We start from the raw sequence: 18,389 nt of genomic DNA, 5'->3' as shown, positions 1-18,389 counted from the left end.
AACCACCCCCACACAAAATAAACCCCCCCCCCGCCCCCCTCTTCCGCTGGGGTGGCGCCCTCCTCCCCCCACACCCCCCCCCCCACTTCGTGAACTTCGACGGGTGATCGCGCTTCGGAGCGCGGCCGCTCAGGAGGGCTGGACGGGGACGGGCTCGGTGTCGGGGATGGGGGAGGCGTCGCGGCCGCGCAGGTCGGGGTGGACGCGGTGGGCCAGCGCGGCGACGATGAACCCGACGAGGGCGAAGAGCGCGGCGGCCCAGAAGGCGCCGTTCGCTCCGAAGCCGTCGATGAGGAAGCCGGCGAGGGCGGAGCCCAGCGCTGCGCCGATGAGCTGGCCGGTGCCGACCCAGCCGTATGCCTCGGCGGTGTCGGAGAACTTCACGCTCGCCGACACGATCGCGAACAGCACCGCGAGGGCGGGCGCGATGCCGACGCCGGCGATGAGCAGGGTGGCGGACAGCGCCCAGGGCGACCACAGCATGAAGCTCGAGAGGGCGACGCCGACGAACACGAGGAGCATGCGGCGCGCGGTCGCCCACGGACCGATCGGGACGTGCCCGAAGGCGAGGCCGCCGACGAGCGAGCCGACCGACCAGATCGCGAGCACGATGCCGGAGAGCGGGGACCCCTCGTCGAACGTGGCCACCACGCCGGCCTCGACCGCGGCGCACGAACCGATGAGCAGGAAGCCGACGACGGTCGCCAGGAGCACCGGCGGCCGGGTGAGCACGACGCCGAACCGGCGCTTGCTGCGCGGGATGCGCACCCGCCCGACCTCGGGCGACGAGATGAACCAGAAGCCGCCGAGCAGCATGATCGCGACGGACATCAGGATGCCCTCGACGGTGCCGATCTGCGTGGAGACGAAGGTGATGGCGACGGGACCGGCGATCCAGATGATCTCCTGGGCGGAGGCGTCGAGGGAGAACAGCGGGGTGAGCTGACGCGAGTTCACCATCTTGGGGTAGATGGTGCGCACCGCAGGCTGGATGGGCGGCATGCTGAGCCCGGCGAAGAACGCGACGGCCATCGTCACGGGGATCGGCATGACGATCAGCCCGATCACGGCGACAGCGGCGGCGCAGAACGCGAGCGTGGTCCACAGCACGACCCGCATGCCGAGGACGCCCATCAGGCGGCTCGTCATCGGTCCGGCGATGGCCTGGCCGATGCTCATGGCGGCGAGGACGAGGCCGGCCGCTCCGTAGGAGTGATGGACGCGCTCGATGTGCAGCAGGAACGCGAGCGAGAGCATGCCGAAGGGGAACCGGGCGGTCAGCTGTGCGGCGATGATGCGCGCGACGCCAGGGGTCTTCAGAAGGCTCGAGTAACTGCTCACAATCCGATCACTCTATCGGGCCGATCGCCCGTTCCACGAGGGTCTGACGGAGGTGTGAGACCCGCATGGGGGGCTGTGGAAATGTGTATAACTCATGCACATCTGTGGACGACACGCCCACTAGATGTGGGGGGATGGAAATGTCGGCACCCCGCTATATAGTGGTCCCACACGGATCGCCGCAGCATACGGAAATCGCCTCGCTGCGGCTCGATCCACGGGGAAACAGCTCCGGACCAGCCCTTCGTGGCGGCCGGTGCACGACCATGCCGTCACTCGGGTTGACGGCAGTGCGAAGAGGGAGAGAACGTGGCAATCACCGTCGTGAAGCGGAACGGCGAGCGCGAGCCGTACGACGCCAACAAGATCAACCTGGCCATCGAGACGGCGGCCCAGGGTCTGGACGACAACATCACGTGGGTCACCCAGATCGCGAGCGAGCTCGAGCTCACTCTCTTCGACGGCATCACCACGCAGCAGCTCGACGAAGCCGTGATCCAGGTCGCCCTGCAGAACGTCAAGGACGACCCGGCGTTCGACACCGTCGCCGCGCGCCTCCTCCTCAAGACCATCTACAAGCGGGTGCTCGGCGACTACGCCGACGACGCGGAGCTCGCCTCCCTGCACACCTCCCACTTCCGTGCCTACGTCGAGCGCGGCGTCTCCGAGACGCTGCTCGACTCCCGCTTCACCCAGCTCTTCGACCTCGACCGCCTCGCCGCAGCGCTCGAGCCGTCGCGCGACGAGCTGCTCAAGTACATCGGCGTCGTCACCCTCAACAACCGCTACGGCATCAAGGCCCGCAACGGCGACTCGCTCGAGGTCCCCCAGTACTTCTGGATGCGCATCGCGATGGGCCTCTCCCTCAACGAGGCCGACCCGACGAGCCACGCCCTCGCCTTCTACGAGAAGATGTCGAAGCTCGAGTACCTCGCGGCCGGCTCGACCCTCGTCAACGCCGGAACGGCCTACCCGCAGCTCTCCAACTGCTTCGTGATGGAGATGCAGGACGACATCGAGCACATCGCGAAGTCGGTGCGCGACGTCATGTGGCTGACCAAGGGCACCGGCGGCATCGGCCTCTCGGTCACGAAGCTGCGCGCCCAGGGCTCGCCCATCCGCTCCAACAACACGACGTCGACCGGCCCGATCCCGTTCATGCACACGATCGACTCGGTGCTGCGGGCGGTCAGCCGCGGCGGCAAGAAGTTCGGCGCCCTGTGCTTCTACATGGAGAACTGGCACATGGACTTCCCGGAGTTCCTGGACCTGCGCCAGAACTCGGGCGACCCCTACCGCCGCACCCGCACCGCCAACACCGCGGTGTGGATCAGCGACGAGTTCATGAAGCGCGTCCAGAACGACCAGGACTGGTACCTCTTCGACCCGCTGGAGGTCAGCGACCTCAACGAGCTCTACGGCAAGGAGTTCTCGGAGCGCTACCAGCACTACATCGACGAGGCCGAGGCCGGCCGCATCACGATGTTCAAGAAGATGAGCGCGCGCGCCCAGTTCAAGGACATCCTCATGAGCCTCCAGACCACCAGCCACCCGTGGCTGACTTGGAAGGACACGATCAACAACCGTGCCCTCAACAACAACACCGGCACGATCCACCTCTCCAACCTCTGCACCGAGATCACGCTGCCGCAGGACCGCGACAACGTCTCCGTCTGCAACCTCGCATCGATCAACCTCTCGCGTCACATCGTCGACGGCAAGATGGACTTCGCCCGCATCGAGGAGAGCGCCCGTCAGGCCGTCCGCCAGCTGGACAACCTCATCGACATCACGGTGTCGAGCGTCGACGAGGCCGACTTCTCGAACCAGCAGAACCGCGCCATCGGACTGGGTGTCATGGGCTTCACCGACATCGTCGAGCGTCTCGGGATCAGCTACGAGAGCGAGGAGGCGTACGCCCTGATCGACGAGATCATGGAGCACGTCTCGTACGCGGCGATCGACGAGAGCGCCGACCTCGCCCAGGAGCGCGGCGCCTACCCGAACTTCGAGGGTTCGCGCTGGTCGAAGGGCCTGGTGCCCTACGACTCGATCGCGCTCACCGAGGCCGACCGCGGCATCCCGATCACGGTGGACCGTACGATCCGTCTCGACTGGGACCGCCTGCGCGAGAAGGTCAAGGGCGGCATGCGCAACGCCACCCTGATGGCGATCGCCCCGACCGCGTCGATCGGCCTCGTCGCCGGCACGACCCCGGGCTTCGACCCGCAGTTCTCGCAGATCTTCAGCCGTTCCACCTCGTCGGGCAAGTTCCTCGAGGTCAACCGCAACCTCGTCGCCGCCCTGCAGGAGCGCGGGCTGTGGGAGGACGTGCGCGAGTCGATCCTGCGTTCGCAGGGCGACATCCAGGGCATCGCGGCCATCCCGGACGAGATCAAGGCGACCTTCAAGACGAGCTTCCAGCTCTCGCCGCACTCGTTCATCGAGGTCGCCGCCCGCGCCCAGAAGTGGATCGACCAGGCCATCAGCCGCAACATGTACCTGGAGACCCGGGACATCGGCGACATGATGGACATCTACTACGCGGCGTGGGAGAAGGGCGTCAAGACGACGTACTACCTGCACATGAAGCCGCGTCACCAGGCCGAGCAGTCGACGGTCAAGGTGAACAAGTCCGAGGAGATCTCGGGCGGCCGCAAGGGCTTCGCGACCGTCGGCGCCGGGGCTCCCGCCGCCACGGCCGAGCCTGCCGCTGCACCGGCTCCCGCCGCACCCGCTCGACGCGGGTTCGGTTTCGGAGGACTCTCGGGGGGTGACAAGTAATGAACACCGCCACCAAGATCGAGGAATACTACGTGCCGGTCGACCCGATGGACGACCTGCAGTGCGAGTCCTGCCAGTAGTCCCGCACTGCGCGACCCGTCGAGTCTGAAGAGGAGAAAGAGAACTATGGGCATCCTGGGTACCGGGATCGAAGAGGGCCTGCTGCTCAAGCCGGTGAAGTACCAGTGGGCGATGGACCTGTACGACCAGGCCGTCGCGAACACCTGGTTCCCGAACGAGATCCAGCTCGGCGAGGACATCGCCGACTTCAAGAAGATGACCGACGAGGAGCGTCACGCGGTCACCTTCCTGATGAGCTACTTCAACCCGAACGAGCTCCTCGTCAACAAGGCGCTCGCGTTCGGCGTCTACCCCTACATCAACGCGGCCGAGGCGCACCTCTACCTCGCCAAGCAGATGTGGGAGGAGGCGAACCACTGCATGTCGTTCGAGTACGTGCTCGAGACGTTCCCGATCGACCGCGAGCAGGCCTACAACTCCCACGTCGACGTGCCGTCGATGGCCCGCAAGGAGGAGTTCGAAGTCCAGTTCATCAAGCGGATGACCGAGCAGACGCTCGACATCACGACGACCGAGGGCAAGCAGGACTTCATCCGCAACCTCGTGGCGTACAACGTGATCCTCGAGGGCATCTGGTTCTACTCGGGCTTCATGGTCGCGCTCTCGTTCCGCCAGCGGAACCTGCTGCGCAATTTCGGCTCGCTGATCGACTGGGTGGTGCGCGACGAGTCGCTGCACCTCAAGTTCGGCATCAACCTCATCCTCACGGTGCTCGAGGAGAACCCGGACCTGCAGACTCCGGAGTTCGCCGACGAGATCCGCCAGATGATCCTCGACGCCGTCGCGATGGAGGAGGAGTACAACCGCGACCTCCTCCCGGGCGGCATCCTGGGCCTGAACGCCAACTACATCAACCAGTACGTCCGCTACCTCGCGGACCGCCGCCTGGAGGAGCTGGGCTTCGAGGCCGAGTACAAGGTCTCCAACCCGGCCAAGTGGATGGCGACGGCCAACGACACCCTCGAGCTGGTCAACTTCTTCGAGTCGACCAACACCTCGTACGAGTCGAACGCGAAGGCGTCCACGGGACACTGACGCGCGCACACGCGACGCAGACGCCGCAGGGGCGGTCCGGACTTCCGGACCGCCCCTGCTGTCGTCGGCGGATGCGAGAATCGAAAGCATGCGTCCCCTCGTCTCCGCCTCTGAGCTCGCCGCAGAACTCGCGGGCTCCACGCCGCCGCGCCTGCTCGACGTCCGCTGGAAGCTGGGAGGTCCTCCCGGCTCCGAGGAGTTCGAGCGGGGGCACATTCCGGGAGCGGTATATGTCGACCTCGACACGGAGCTCGCCGGGCACGGCGCGCCGACCGACGGTCGCCATCCGCTTCCGCGGATCGCCGACTTCCAGGAGGCGGCGCGCCGCTGGGGCCTGGACGACGGCGACGCGGTGGTCGTCTACGACGACGTCTCAGGCACCTCGGCCGCGCGCGCGTGGTGGCTGCTCCGTCACGCCAGTATGCGGAACGTGCGCGTCCTGGATGGCGGACTCGCCGCCTGGCTGGCGGACGGCGGCGCGGTGGAGGCCGGTCCGGTCACCGCCGTGCGCGGCGATGTGACGCTCGCCTTCGGCGCCCTCCCCACCATCGACGCAGAACGCGCCGCCGCCCTCCCGGCTGACGGCGTCCTCCTCGACGCCCGGGCCGGAGAGCGGTTCCGCGGCGAGGTCGAGCCGGTCGATCCCCGCGCCGGTCACATCCCCGGAGCCGTGAGCGCCCCCACCGCCGAGTCGCTCGGGGCCGACGGGCTCCTCCTCCCCGCGGAACGCCTCGCCGAGCGCTTCGCGGCGCTCGGCGCGACGAAAGGCGCGGAGGTGGCGGTGTACTGCGGTTCGGGGGTCACCGCGGCGCACGCCGTCCTCGCGATGGAGGTGGCAGGGCTGCCGACGCCTGCGCTGTACCCGGGATCGTTCTCCGCGTGGTCGAACGATCCGGCCCGGCCGGTGGCGACCGGAGCCTGAACCCGGCGGCCGTTTGACCCGGCGGCCGTTTGACCCGGCAGCCGCTGCAGTGCGCCCCACGCTGTAATACGCGGCAACAGGCGTGCGCCTCTCAGCCCGAACGCCTAGTCTCCCTCCATGACCACGCTCGACATCCGCCCCTCCGACCTCCCCGGCGCGCTGCCGGAGGTCGAGGTGTGCGACTCGGTCGCGGCACTGATCGGCAACACGCCCGTGGTCGAGCTGCACACCCTCACGCGCGGGCTCGGATCGCGCGTGCTGGTCAAGCTCGAGGGCCGGAATCCGGGCGGCTCGTCCAAGGACAGGATCGCGCTCAACATGATCCGCTCGGCGGAGGCCTCCGGAGCGCTCGCGCCCGGGGCGACGATCGTCGAGGCGACGAGCGGCAACACGGGCATCGGACTGGCCCTCATCGGCCGGCTGACCGGCCATCCCGTCGTCATCGTCCACGCCGCCGACATCTCCGATGAGAAGCGCAAGGTGCTCGCCGCGTACGGCGCGCGGCTGGTCGAGGCCGACTGGGAGGCCGAGCCGGACGATCCCGCCAACCCCCGAGCGGTCGCCGATCGGATCGCGGCGGAGACGCCCGGAGCGTGGCGTCCCGCGCAGTTCGCGAACACCGCGAATCCCGACGCCCACTACCGCGGCACCGGTCCGGAGATCTGGCGGCAGACGGGCGGCCAGGTCACCCACTTCGTCGCCGCGATCGGGACGGGCGGCACCGTCAGCGGAACGGGGCGCTTCCTCAAAGACGCGACGGACGGCGCGGTGCGCGTCTACGGCGCGAATCCCGCGGGGTCGACCTACGGAGGCGGGCCGGCAGGCCGCATCCTCGTCGACGGGGTCGGCAGTGCGTGGCCGCGGGGGTTCTGGCCCGAGACGTTCGACCACGCGGTGGTGGACGAGGTCCATACGATCGAAGACGCAGAGGTGTACCGTACGGTGCGCCGGCTGGCGGCCGAGGAGGCGCTCCTGCTCGGACCCTCGTCGGGACTGGCCGTGGCGACGGCCCTGCGTGTCGCCGAGCAGGCCCCGGCCGGTTCGGTGATCGTGGCGATCGCCCCCGACGGCGGCATCAACTATCTGACGAAGGCGTTCGACCCGCTGTGGCTGCAGGCCTCCGGCGTCGACGCCGACTGACGACGCGGACGAAAGAGACACATGGCACTCCTCCACTTCGGCTGGTTCCTCGGCGCAGGCTTCGGCGTGCAGGGCTGGGGCGACCCGACGTACGGCATCGGCTACGACTGGCGGCAGCCGCCGGTCTACCAGGACGCCGCACGCACGTTCGAGGCGAGTGGGCTCGATCTGTTCATCATCGAGGACGGCGTGGCCGTCCCCGACACCTACGGCGGCAGTGCTGAGGTCAACCTCGCCGCTGCCCGCTTCGTGCCCAAGCACGACCCGCTCCCGCTGGTCCCGTACCTGCTCGGTGCGACGAGCAGGCTCGGCATCGTCCCGACGCTGAGCGCGAGCTTCTACGAGCCGTTCACGGCGGCGCGGCTGCTCAGCACCCTCCAGCACTTCGCGGGAGGCCGGCTGGGCTTCAACGTGGTCACCAGCGGCTCCGACCTGGCCGCGCAGAACTACGGGCTCGACAAGCAGGTGGAGCACGATCTGCGCTACGACCGGGCCGACGAGTGGGTGGACGTGGTCCGCAAGCTCTGGCGCAGCTGGGAGCCGGACGCGATCGTCGAGGACGCCGCGAACGGCGTCTACGCCGACTTCCGCAAGGTGCACACGATCGATCACGAGGGGCGGTTCTTCCGCGTGCGCGGCCCGCTGAACACGGCGCCGGCTGCCGAGGAGCCCGTGATGGTGCAGGCCGGTGCATCCGGCCGCGGGCGTGACTTCGCGGGCAAGAACTCGGACGTGGTGCTCGCGCTCGCCTCGACGGCGGAGCGGATGCGGGAGTACCGGGACAGCATCCGGGCGGTCGCGGTCGAGAACGGCCGCGACGCCGACGCGATCAAGGTCCTGTTCGTGGTGCAGCCGATCGTCACGGCGAACGCGGAGGAGACGGCCGCCGTGCGTGCGTCCCGCGCCGAGCTGACCCAGGCCGCCATCGACGAGCAGCTGCAGTCGATCTCGTATCTCACCGGGGTCGACTTCAAGACCTTCGACCTCGACGCGCCGCTGCCGGAGGTCACCACGAACAGCAACCGGGGGACGCTGGACAACTTCGTCCGCTCCGCTCCGGAGGGCTCGACTCTGCGCGAGATCCTGCAGACCCGGGCCAAGAAGGACGGCCTGGCGATCGTGGGCACTGCCGAGGAGATCGCGGACCATCTGGGCGAGCTGGGCGAGGCCGTCGGCGGCGACGGCTTCCTCTTCACCGGCCAGGTGCACCCCGCGAACGTCCATCGCACGCTCGATCCGCTCGTACCGGCCCTGCGCCGCCGCGGTCTGCTGCGCACCGAGCTGGGCGACGGCGGGCTGCGCAGCAACCTCCGGGACTTCTGATGACGAGCGGCGCCCCCGTCCGGTTCGGCACCGACGCTCCCCGGCCGGAGCAGATCGCGGCCGTCGCGGACGGGGCGCCGGTCGAACTGACCACCGGTGCCCGTGAGACGCTCGCCGCCTCCCGGGCCGTGGTCGAGCGGGCGATCGAGTCGGGCGAGGCGGTCTACGGCCTGAACCGCCGACTGGGTGCCGGCCGTGACGACGTCGTGGACCCGGCGGAATTCGCCGCGTTCCAGCGCCGGACGATCGCGAACCACCGCGGCGGCGTGGGCGATCCGCTATCCGAGCGGGAGGCGCGGGCCGTCGTCGCCGCGCGGCTCGCGGGCTTCACGCGTGGGGGAGCGGGTGTGCGCCCGGTGCTCGCCCAGGCGTATGCGGACATCCTGAACGCCGGAGTGGTCCCGTTCATCCCGTCACGCGGATCGGTGGGGGCTGCGGATCTGACGGCGCTGGCGGAGGTCATCGCCGTGGTGACCGGCGACGGCACGGTCCTCGACGGCACGGTCCTCGACGGCACGGTCCTCGACGGCACAGTCCCCGACAGCACAGTCGGCGGTACCGCGGCCCGAGACGCCTTGCAGGCGGCCGGCCTCGAACCGCTGGATCCGGCCCCGCACGAGGCCCTCGCCGCTCTCAGCTCCAACGCGTACAGCATCGGCGTCGGTTCGCTCGCGCTTCGGGAAGCGGAGTCCCTGACCGTCATGGCCGATCACGCCGTCGCGCTGTCGCTGGAGGCGGCGGCGGCCGCCGGGCCTGCGGGAAACCCCAGCCCGTACACGGCCGTGGTGGCCGAGGCGAGAGGCGGCCGCGGTCAGATCGGTTCGGCGACCGCGATCCGGGACGCCCTCGCCGGCAGCGTCCTGTACGACGCCGACCGCGCCGTGACGGTGCAGGATCCGCTCGCGTTCCGCAGCGCTCCTCAGCTGCACGGGGCGCTCCGGGAGGCCGTCGAGCGCGTCCGCGCGGAGGTGGAGCTCGAGCTCGCCGCACGCAGCGAGAACCCCGTCGTCGACATCGCCTCCGGCAGGCTCGTCTCGGGCGGCAACTTCCAGGCGCTCCCGCTCGCCCTCGCGTTCGAAGGTCTGCGGCTCGCGATCGCGCACGTGGCGGCGGCAGCCGAGCGGCGCACCGCCGCCCATTCGCTCGCCCTCGGCCCGGCCAGAGCGGACGGCCGCACCCGCGTGGCCGGTCTGCTGCTGTACTCGGCCGCGTCGGCCGCCGCGGAGCTCAAACAGCTGGCCGTGCCGGCCACGCTGGGCAGCACGACGCTCTCGGGCGTCGAGGACCACGCCTCCCTCGCCCCCCTCGCCCTGCGGCTGGCTCAGCGTTCGCTCGCGCTGGCCGCCGAGGTCTTCGCTGCGGAGGCGCTCCACGCCGTCGAGCTGCTCCACGTCGTCGGGGCGTTCCCCGCGGGGGCGGTCACCGGTCCGCTCGCGCTGCGCCTGGACGAGCTGATCGCCTCCGGTTCGCCGGCCCGCATCCTCGTCAGAGCGGCGGCCGAGGCGATCGGGTCTCAGAGCGCGGCGACATCCTTGCGGAACGCGAGGTAGGAGACCGCCTCCCAGTCGTCGTCGAGATCGAACTGCGGGGCGTAACCGAGGGAGAGGTAGAGGGCGACGGCCTCCGGCTGGCGCGCTCCGGTGGTGAGCACGATGGACCGGACCCCGCGGCGTGCCGCCTCGGCCTCCAGCTCGGCCATCACCCGGCGGGCCAGGCCCTTCCTCCGGTGGGCGGAGTGCGTCCACACGCGCTTCACCTCGACGGTCTCCGGGTCCTCCCGCATGAAGGCGCCGCCGGCGACCGCTCGACCGTCGCCGTCGAGCAGGAGCAGGAAGGTCCCGCCCTGTTCCGCGGTGAAGCGCTCCGCCGGGTACCGGCTGAGCTCCACCGACGAGGGGATGCCGTCGTTCAGGCCGTAGCGCTCGTCGTACTCGCGGGACAGTTCGTCGACGAGTGGGGCGGCGAGCGGGTCGTCCGGGCGGGTGACGAAGACCCGGGCGGTCTGAGCCAGGGACGGCGCCAGCGCGTCGTCGGATCTCGGTTCGGTCACGCCTCGACCCTACGACAGCGTCGCCGCGCGCGCGGTCCGGGGGTCACAGATCGTCATTCGCAACGGATTCCACGCAATGAAACGCGAAATCTGTTCGAAACCTGCACGAAAAGCGCCGTTTCACGCGCGAATTAGTGTGGGGACTGCACGCGAGCCCTGGGGTAAGCTCCCCATACCTCCTGCAACCCCTTGCACACAGGAAGAAGGACCAACACCATCATGCGTATCCGATCCGTGGCCCCGGTGGCCGCATTCGCCGCTGTCGCAGCGCTGGCCCTCACCGGCTGCGTCGACAACTCGACACCCTCCAGCAGTGGCACCTCGACGTCGAGCGCCGCCGCCGTCGATGTCAAGAAGGACGACACCCTCGCCGCCTCGCTGCCCGAGAAGGTCAAGTCGGCCGGCAAGCTCGTCGTCGGCATGGACAACACGTACCCGCCGAACGAGTACAAGGACGACAACGGCCAGCCCGTCGGCTGGGAGGTCGACCTGACCAACGCCATCGCCGCGAAGCTCGGAGTGAAGGTCGAGTTCGCCATCGCGAAGTTCGACAACATCATCCCGTCGGTCACCGGCGGCAAGGACGACTTCGGCATGTCGTCGTTCACCGACACGACCGAGCGCGAGCAGCAGGTCGACTTCGTGAACTACTACTCCGCGGGCATCCTGTGGGCCTCGGCCAAGGGCAAGACCGTCGACCCCGACAACGCCTGCGGTCTCAAGGTCGCCGTGCAGTCCACCACCTACGAGGACACCGACGAGGTCCCCGCCAAGTCCAAGGCGTGCACCGACGCGGGCAAGGCGGCCATCCAGGTCCTCCGCTACGACACCCAGGACGACGCGACCAACGCGGTCATCCTCGGCAAGGCCGACGCCCTCAGCGCCGACTCGCCCGTCACCCTGTACGCGATCTCGAAGACCGACGGCAAGCTCCAGGAGGCCGGTAAGACCTTCGACGTCGCCCCCTACGGCCTCCCGGTCGCCAAGGGCTCGGCTCTGACGCCGGTGCTGCAGAAGACGGTGCAGGCGCTGATCGACGACGGCTCCTACGGCAAGATCCTGGACAAGTGGGGCGTCTCCGACGGCGCCGTCACGACCGCCGAGGTCAACGCCGCTTCGAAGGGCTGACACGCATGTCCCAGGGCAACCCTGGCCGACCGGCGGTGGGGGAGACCCCGCCGCCGGCCGGCGCCCCGGTATCCGAACCGATCAAAGCCGTCAAACTCAGGCACCCGTGGCGGATCGTCTTCGCCGTCGTGCTCATCCTCGTCCTCGTCTGGTTCCTGGTCGATGCCGCGCAGCGCAGCGCGTACGGCTGGGAGTACGTCGGCAAGTACGTCTTCGACAGACGGATCAGCGCGGCCGCGCTGGTCACCCTCCAGCTGACCGTCTACTCGATGGTCATCGGCGTCGTCCTCGGCCTCGTGCTGGCCGTGATGCGGCTCTCCCCGAACCCGGTCGTCAAGTCGATCGCGTGGCTGTACCTGTGGATCTTCCGCGGGACGCCGGTCTACGTCCAGCTCGTGTTCTGGGGACTCTTCTCGCTGATCTACCCGCAGCTCGTGCTCGGGGTGCCGTGGACCGAGTTCCACGTCTCCTTCGACCTCGGGTTCATGCAGAACGCGTTCATCATCGCCATCATCGGTCTGGCCTTGAACGAGGCCGCTTACATGGCGGAGATCGTGCGCGCCGGGCTGCTGTCGGTCGACGGCGGCCAGGAGGAGGCGGCGACCGCGCTCGGCATGTCGTGGTGGCAGACGATGACCCGCATCGTGATCCCCCAGGCCATGCGCGTCATCATCCCGCCGACGGGCAACGAAGTCATCTCGATGCTGAAGACCACGTCGCTGGTGGCGGCCATCCCGCTCACCACCGACCTGTACGGCGTCGCACGCGACATCTCGGCGGTCACGTACACCCCGGTTCCGCTGCTCATTGTGGCGTCGCTGTGGTACCTGCTCTTCACGTCGATCCTGATGGTCGGGCAGTACTTCCTCGAGAAGCGCTTCTCGCGCGGCGTGAACATGCGACGGCCCGAGAACCGGGAGCCCGCTCTCGCCACCGGCGCGCTGCCCGCGGCCGGGGCACCGGACGGCAATGACCTCGGAGGCAAGGGATGACCGACATGAACGTATCCGCATCCACGACGCCGATGGTCCTCGCCGAGGGCGTCTCGAAGAGCTTCGGCTCCAATGAGGTGCTGAAGAGCATCTCGCTGTCCGTCAAGCCCGGCGAGGTGCTCTGCATCATCGGTCCGTCGGGATCCGGCAAGTCCACCTTCCTGCGCTGCATCAACCACCTCGAGCGGGTGGACGCCGGCCGGCTGTCGGTCGACGGCCAGGTCGTCGGGTACCGCCAGCACGGCGACAAGCTCTACGAGCTCAAGCCGAAGGAGGCGTCGAAGCAGCGCCGTGAGATCGGGATGGTGTTCCAGCGATTCAACCTGTTCCCGCACATGACGGCGCTCGAGAACATCATCGAGGCGCCCATCCGGGTGAAGGGGCTGTCGAAGGCGCGAGCCGTCGAGCGGGCCAACGAGCTGCTGCTGCGCGTCGGCCTCGGCGACAAGGGCGACCACTACCCGTCGCAGCTCTCCGGCGGCCAGCAGCAGCGGGTCGCCATCGCGCGTGCGCTCGCGATGGACCCGAAGCTGATGCTGTTCGACGAGCCCACCTCGGCGCTCGACCCCGAGCTCGTCGGCGAGGTGCTCGACGTGATGAAGGGCCTGGCCCAGTCGGGCATGACGATGGTCGTCGTCACGCACGAGATGGGCTTCGCCCGGGAGGTCGCGGACGAGCTGGTCTTCATGGACGGCGGCGTCGTCGTCGAGTCCGGCGACCCGCGCGAGGTGCTCGCGAACCCGCAGCACCAGCGCACGCAGGCGTTCCTCTCGAAGGTGCTCTGACCCTCCGCCATCCGTTCCGGACTTCTGTACGCTCACGCACGGCGTGTCGCGTGCAGAAGTCCGGAGCGGATAGCATCGCGGGATGAGCGATGTGGTGCTGGTCACGGGGGTCGGGCGGGCACGCAGCATCGGCGCCGGGATCGCCGCCGACCTCGCCACCGCCTCCGACGTGGCGTTCTCGTACTGGGACGGCTACGACGCGACGATGCCGTTCGGCAGCGAGCCCGCGTTCCACGACGAGCTGGCGGACCGGCTGCGCGCCTCGGGTGCCCGTGTGCTCCCGGTGGAGGCCGATCTCGCCGACCCGGAGACGCCCGCCGCCCTGATCGCGCGCGTGCGCGATGAGCTGGGCCCGGTGCGGGCGCTGGTGCTGAGCCACGCGCACTCGGTCGACAGCGGCATCCTGGACACCTCGGTGGAGGCGTTCGACGCGCACTTCGCGGTGAACACGCGTGCGAGCTGGCTGCTCATCAAGGCGTTCGCGGAGGCGTACGACGGCCCGCACGGGGCGGGGCGCATCATCGCGCTCACGAGCGACCACACGGCCCACAACCTCCCGTACGGTGCCAGCAAGGGCGCCCTCGACCGCATCGTCCAGGCCGCCGCCGTCGAGCTGGCACCGCGGGGGATCACGGCCAACCTCATCAACCCGGGGCCGATCGACACCGGGTGGATGACGCCCGACCTCGCCGCAGCGCTCGCGGCCGAGACGGCGCTCGGCCGTCTCGGCACCCCGCAGGACACCGCCGCCCTCGTGCGGTTCCTGCTGTCGGACGCCGGTGGCTGGATCAACGGCCAGCTCCTCCACTCCAACGGCGGCTTCCACCTCGGCGTCTGAGCCGCCTGCGCGCCTCCCGCCGCCGGAGGGTCAGCCGGCGAGGACCTTGCGGATGCGCTGCACGGAGACGCTCTCGGCGGTACCGAGCGACTGGGCGAAGAGGGAGACCCGGAACTCCTCCAGCATCCACCGGGCGTGCACGAGGTTCGGCGGGCTGTTCGGCGCGAGCGGGATGCGGCCGCCGGCGTCGGTGTAGAGCGCCACGGCGGTCTCCACCTGGGTCTGCCACGCGCGGTCGCGCCCCGGATTGACCGGGAGCGCCTGGACGCGCTGGCCGATGCCCGCGAGATAGCGCGGCAGGTGACGCAACTGCTCCAGCCCGGTCGCCGAGACGAAGCCCGGGTAGACGAGGCCCGCGAGCTGCGCCTTCGCATCGTTGAGCGAGGCGAGGAACACCAGGGAGGTCGCGCCGCCGATCGCCTTCTCCGCCGCGCGCGCGGCCGTGAGGATGCGGGTCACGAGCGCGACGGTCTCGAACATCGAGTCCATCACGATGCCGGACACGCGATCGCGCACGGCCTCGAACTCCGCCCGCATGAAGACCTGGCCGTCTGGCTTCATCCGGTAGAGCACGGAGTCGATCACCGCGAGCAGGCAGTCGTCGAAGGTCGCCTTGGTGTTCGGGTAGGGGCTCGCCGCGAGCGTGAGCTTCTCGTTCGACGTGAGGTGCTGCTGCACATAGGCGACGGGCGACGGGATGCTCAGCAGCAGCAGGCGGCGCACCCCGCCGGGCATCGCCTTCGCCTGGTCGGCCGGGGTGCTCATCAGCCGGATGGAGACGCTCGACCCGTCGTCGACCAGCGCGGGATAGGCGCGGATCGTGTTCGTCGATCCGCCCGGGCCGGTGTGGGTGCTGTCGAGGTACCGGGGGAGCTCCTCCAGGTCCCAGGTGGTGAGTCCGGTGCGCTCGATCGCGTCCGGCGTGCGGGCCTCGGCGACGCGGGCCACGGAGTCGCGGGCGCGCGAGCGCAGGCGGTCCTGGAGGACGCCGAGGTCCTTGCCGCTCGCCAGGGGTCGGCCGCGCTCGCCGATCACCTGGAAGGTGGGGCGCAGGTGCGCGGGCAGCCGCTCGGTGTCGAAGTCCGTGCCGCTCACGCGGGAGCCGGTCAGCCGGGAGATGGTCGCGGCAAGCGTGTCGGCGAGGGAGGCGGCCGGTCGTTCGCCCTCGTGCGCGCGCATGCCCGCGGTCGCGGAGAGCTCGCCCAGCAGGCGCTTCGCCCAGTCCGCCGCGGGGACGACCTGGCGGCGGATCGTCTTGGGCAGGGACTTGATGAGCGCCGTGACGAGCTCGTGCCGGAGCCCGGGAACCTGCCAGTCGAATCCGTCGGGCACCAGGCCGGCCAGCAGCGGCAGCGGCACCTGCACCGTGACGCCGTCGTCCTCCGCGCCCGGCTCGAACCGGTAGCGCAGCGTCAGACTCTGGTCGCCCTGGCGCCACACCGGTGGGAAGGCCTCCTCGTCGATCTCGGCGGCCTCGTCGTCGAGCAGCGACTCCGGCGTCATCGTGAGCAGGTCGGGCGTCTCGCTCCTGGCCTTCTTCCACCACCCCTCGAAGGTGCGGGTGGAGACGACCTCGGCGGGGATGCGCCGGTCGTAGAACTCGAACACGCTCTCGTCGTCGTTCAGGATGTCGCGGCGTCTGGTGCGCTCCTCGAGCTCGCGCAGCTCGACGCGCAGCTTCCGGTTGGCGCGGTCGAACGCCTGATGGGAGTCCCATTCGCCGTCGACGAGCGCGTGGCGGATGAACAGTTCGCGCGACAGCGGCGCGTCGATGCGGGAGTACTGGATGCGCCGCCGCGGGATGATCGGCACGCCGAACAGCGTCACCTTCTCGTACGCGACGACCGAGCCCTGGCTCTTCTCCCAGTGCGGCTCGCTGTACTGCCGCTTGCACAGGTCGCCCGCGATCGGCTCGGCCCAGGCCGGATCGATGGAGGCGTTCATCCGGGCGAACAGCCGGCTGGTCTCGACCAGTTCGGCGCTCATCAGGGCGTTGGGCTGCTTCTTGGCCAGGGTCGAGCCGGGGAAGATCACGAAGCGGGCCTGGCGGGCGCCGAGGTACTCGGACTGACGGGTGCGCGGGCCGCCCTTGGCTGGGTTCTTGGCGGGGCCGCCCGACTCGCGCTGGTCCTTGAGCCCGATGTGCGAGAGCAGTCCGGCGAGCAGCGAGCGGTGGATGCCGTCCGGGTTCACCGACGCCTCGCCGATCGTCAGTCCGAGGGGTTTGGCCAGCTGGCGCAGCTGCCGGTAGACGTCCTGCCATTCGCGCACGCGCAGGAAGTTGAGGTACTCGGCCTTGCACAGGCGGCGGAACGCGCTCGACGAGAGCTCCTTCTGCTGCTCCTCGAGGTAGTTCCAGAGGTTGAGCAGGGTGAGGAAGTCGCTGGTCGGGTCGGCGAAGCGGGCGTGCTTCTCGTCGGCGCTGCCGCGCTTCTCGACCGGGCGTTCGCGCGGGTCCTGGATGGTGAGGCCGGCGACGATCGCCATCACCTCGCGGGAGGTGCCGTGCCGCTTCGACTCGACGACCATGCGTGCGAAGCGCGGGTCGATCGGCAGGAGGGAGAGCGAGCGTCCCACCTTCGTGAGCGCCGGGTCGCCGCCGCGCGCGGTGGTGATCGCTCCGAGTTCGGCCAGCAGGTCCAGGCCGTCCTTGATGCCGCGCGAGTCGGGCGGGGTGAGGAAGGGGAAGGCGGCGATGTCGCCGAGGCCGAGGGAGATCATCTGCAGGATGACGGCCGCGAGGTTCGTGCGCAGGATCTCCGGCTCGGTGAACTCCGGACGCTTCTCGAAGTCCTCCTGCGAGTAGAGGCGGATGGCGATCCCGTCGCTGGTGCGGCCCGAGCGGCCGGAGCGTTGGTTGGCGCTCGCCTGCGAGACCGCCTCGATCGGGAGGCGCTGCACCTTCGCGCGCGTGCTGTAGCGGCTGATGCGAGCGGTTCCCGCATCCACCACGTACTTGATCCCCGGGACCGTGAGGCTGGTCTCCGCGACGTTGGTGGCGAGCACGACGCGGCGCCGGATGCCGGGCGTCGACGACGGCTGGAAGACGCGGTGCTGCTCGGCGGACGACAGGCGGCCGTAGAGCGGCAGCACCTCGGTGCCGGGCAGGTTGCGGCCGCGGATGGCGTCGGCGGCATCCCGGATCTCGTTCTCTCCCGAGAGGAAGACGAGCACGTCGCCGGAGGACTCTCGGGCGAGCTCGTCGAGCGCATCGTTGATGCCTTGGAGGTAGTCGCGGTCGGCTGCGGGCACCGGGTCCGGATCGTCCTCGTCGTCGAGGGCCTCGGCCACGAGCGGGCGGTAGCGGACCTCGACCGGGAAGGTGCGTCCGGAGACCTCGACGATCGGCGCGGGGGAGCCGTCGGCCGCGGCGAAATGGGCGGCGAAGCTCTCGGGGTCGATGGTGGCCGAGGTGATGATCAGCTTGAGGTCGGGGCGCTTGGGCAGCAGCTCCCGCAGATACCCGAGCAGGAAGTCGATGTTGAGGCTGCGCTCGTGCGCCTCGTCGATGATGATCGTGTCGTACTTGCGCAGCAGCCGGTCGCGGTGGATCTCGTTGAGCAGGATGCCGTCGGTCATCAGCTTGATGCGCGTGTCGGCGGAGACCCGGTCGGTGAACCGCACCTGATAGCCGACGACCTCGCCGACCGACTGGCCCAGCTCCTCCGCGATGCGCTCGGCGATCGTGCGCGCTGCGATCCGTCGGGGCTGGGTGTGGCCGATGGAGGTGCGGCCGAGCTCCAGGCAGATCTTCGGCAGCTGCGTGGTCTTGCCGGAGCCGGTCTCGCCGGCCACGATCACGACCTGGTTGTCCCGGATGGCGCGCGCGATGTCGTCCCGCTTCTGACTGACCGGCAGCTCGGGCGGGAACGTGATGCGGGGGAGGGCGGAGGTCGCAGACATGAGCCCTCCAGTCTATCCGTTCCGGCGATCGCAAACCCGTTGTGCACACAGAGTGCTTTGTGCTACA

At 69.6% G+C, this 18,389-nt stretch carries 13 protein-coding genes; 10 read left to right on the top strand and 3 right to left on the bottom strand.

What is annotated here, in order from left to right:
- Positions 1 to 129: 129 nt before the first annotated feature.
- A complete protein-coding gene (locus tag ACFVU2_RS20970; RefSeq protein WP_387878609.1) occupies positions 130 to 1,341 on the bottom strand; it encodes an MFS transporter in 1,212 nt (403 codons plus the stop codon).
- Between the two features lie 309 nt (positions 1,342 to 1,650).
- Here ACFVU2_RS20970 and ACFVU2_RS20965 point away from each other — a divergent pair, with 309 nt between their 5' ends.
- The 6 genes from ACFVU2_RS20965 to ACFVU2_RS20940 all read left to right on the top strand — a co-directional run bounded on the left by ACFVU2_RS20965 (position 1,651) and on the right by ACFVU2_RS20940 (position 10,176).
- Positions 1,651 to 4,125: a ribonucleoside-diphosphate reductase subunit alpha gene (locus ACFVU2_RS20965; RefSeq protein ID WP_387878606.1), complete on the top strand. Its 2,475-nt coding sequence runs from the start codon at positions 1,651 to 1,653 to the stop codon at positions 4,123 to 4,125.
- A 126-nt stretch (positions 4,126 to 4,251) separates the two neighbouring features.
- The gene (locus tag ACFVU2_RS20960; protein WP_387878603.1) at positions 4,252 to 5,241 is read left to right on the top strand and encodes a ribonucleotide-diphosphate reductase subunit beta; all 990 of its coding nucleotides are present in this window, start codon (positions 4,252 to 4,254) and stop codon (positions 5,239 to 5,241) included.
- Positions 5,242 to 5,329: 88 nt separating this feature from the next.
- Positions 5,330 to 6,163: a sulfurtransferase gene (locus ACFVU2_RS20955; protein ID WP_387878602.1), complete on the top strand. Its 834-nt coding sequence runs from the start codon at positions 5,330 to 5,332 to the stop codon at positions 6,161 to 6,163.
- 117 nt (positions 6,164 to 6,280) lie between these two features.
- A complete protein-coding gene (locus ACFVU2_RS20950; RefSeq protein ID WP_387878600.1) occupies positions 6,281 to 7,303 on the top strand; it encodes a PLP-dependent cysteine synthase family protein in 1,023 nt (340 codons plus the stop codon).
- A 21-nt stretch (positions 7,304 to 7,324) separates the two neighbouring features.
- On the top strand, positions 7,325 to 8,626 hold the full coding sequence (locus tag ACFVU2_RS20945) for an NtaA/DmoA family FMN-dependent monooxygenase (RefSeq protein ID WP_387878598.1): 1,302 nt from the start codon (positions 7,325 to 7,327) through the stop codon (positions 8,624 to 8,626).
- Entirely contained in the window at positions 8,626 to 10,176 is a 1,551-nt protein-coding gene (locus ACFVU2_RS20940) for an aromatic amino acid lyase (RefSeq protein ID WP_387878595.1), read from the top strand. Before ACFVU2_RS20945 ends, ACFVU2_RS20940 begins: the two co-directional genes overlap by 1 nt.
- Here the strand turns inward: ACFVU2_RS20940 and ACFVU2_RS20935 are convergent.
- A complete protein-coding gene (locus ACFVU2_RS20935; RefSeq protein ID WP_387878592.1) occupies positions 10,140 to 10,676 on the bottom strand; it encodes a GNAT family N-acetyltransferase in 537 nt (178 codons plus the stop codon). The two genes, ACFVU2_RS20940 and ACFVU2_RS20935, sit on opposite strands and share 37 nt — an antisense overlap.
- A gap of 219 nt (positions 10,677 to 10,895) precedes the next feature.
- On the opposite strand from ACFVU2_RS20935, the gene ACFVU2_RS20930 reads away from it, so the two are divergent.
- The 4 genes from ACFVU2_RS20930 to ACFVU2_RS20915 all read left to right on the top strand — a co-directional run bounded on the left by ACFVU2_RS20930 (position 10,896) and on the right by ACFVU2_RS20915 (position 14,419).
- On the top strand, positions 10,896 to 11,804 hold the full coding sequence (locus ACFVU2_RS20930) for an ABC transporter substrate-binding protein (protein ID WP_387878590.1): 909 nt from the start codon (positions 10,896 to 10,898) through the stop codon (positions 11,802 to 11,804).
- A 5-nt stretch (positions 11,805 to 11,809) separates the two neighbouring features.
- Positions 11,810 to 12,796: an amino acid ABC transporter permease gene (locus tag ACFVU2_RS20925; RefSeq protein ID WP_387878588.1), complete on the top strand. Its 987-nt coding sequence runs from the start codon at positions 11,810 to 11,812 to the stop codon at positions 12,794 to 12,796.
- A gap of 5 nt (positions 12,797 to 12,801) precedes the next feature.
- Positions 12,802 to 13,581, top strand: coding sequence for an amino acid ABC transporter ATP-binding protein (locus ACFVU2_RS20920; protein ID WP_387878585.1), 780 nt, complete (start codon positions 12,802 to 12,804; stop codon positions 13,579 to 13,581).
- An 82-nt stretch (positions 13,582 to 13,663) separates the two neighbouring features.
- Positions 13,664 to 14,419: an SDR family oxidoreductase gene (locus ACFVU2_RS20915; protein WP_387878583.1), complete on the top strand. Its 756-nt coding sequence runs from the start codon at positions 13,664 to 13,666 to the stop codon at positions 14,417 to 14,419.
- Positions 14,420 to 14,449: 30 nt separating this feature from the next.
- Here the strand turns inward: ACFVU2_RS20915 and hrpA are convergent, their stop codons facing one another.
- Complete coding sequence (gene hrpA / locus ACFVU2_RS20910; protein ID WP_387878581.1) at positions 14,450 to 18,322, bottom strand: ATP-dependent RNA helicase HrpA; 3,873 nt, start codon at positions 18,320 to 18,322, stop codon at positions 14,450 to 14,452.
- Between the last annotated feature and the right edge of the window lie 67 nt (positions 18,323 to 18,389).

Origin of the sequence: Leifsonia sp. NPDC058194 (assembly GCF_042883605.1) — a bacterium.
Classification (GTDB): Bacteria; Actinomycetota; Actinomycetes; order Actinomycetales; family Microbacteriaceae; genus Leifsonia.
The sequence above is the reverse complement of the archived record's forward strand: the minus strand, read 5'-3'. Positions and strand labels throughout refer to the sequence as shown.

Coding starts and splice junctions, on each gene's coding strand:
- ACFVU2_RS20940 (WP_387878595.1), top strand. CDS start 8,626: ATGACGAGCGGCGCCCCCGTCCGGTTCGGCACCGACGCTCCCCGGCCG.
- ACFVU2_RS20920 (WP_387878585.1), top strand. CDS start 12,802: ATGAACGTATCCGCATCCACGACGCCGATGGTCCTCGCCGAGGGCGTC.
- ACFVU2_RS20955 (WP_387878602.1), top strand. CDS start 5,330: ATGCGTCCCCTCGTCTCCGCCTCTGAGCTCGCCGCAGAACTCGCGGGC.
- ACFVU2_RS20930 (WP_387878590.1), top strand. CDS start 10,896: ATGCGTATCCGATCCGTGGCCCCGGTGGCCGCATTCGCCGCTGTCGCA.
- ACFVU2_RS20945 (WP_387878598.1), top strand. CDS start 7,325: ATGGCACTCCTCCACTTCGGCTGGTTCCTCGGCGCAGGCTTCGGCGTG.
- ACFVU2_RS20925 (WP_387878588.1), top strand. CDS start 11,810: ATGTCCCAGGGCAACCCTGGCCGACCGGCGGTGGGGGAGACCCCGCCG.
- ACFVU2_RS20950 (WP_387878600.1), top strand. CDS start 6,281: ATGACCACGCTCGACATCCGCCCCTCCGACCTCCCCGGCGCGCTGCCG.
- hrpA (WP_387878581.1), bottom strand. CDS start 18,322: ATGTCTGCGACCTCCGCCCTCCCCCGCATCACGTTCCCGCCCGAGCTG.
- ACFVU2_RS20915 (WP_387878583.1), top strand. CDS start 13,664: ATGAGCGATGTGGTGCTGGTCACGGGGGTCGGGCGGGCACGCAGCATC.
- ACFVU2_RS20960 (WP_387878603.1), top strand. CDS start 4,252: ATGGGCATCCTGGGTACCGGGATCGAAGAGGGCCTGCTGCTCAAGCCG.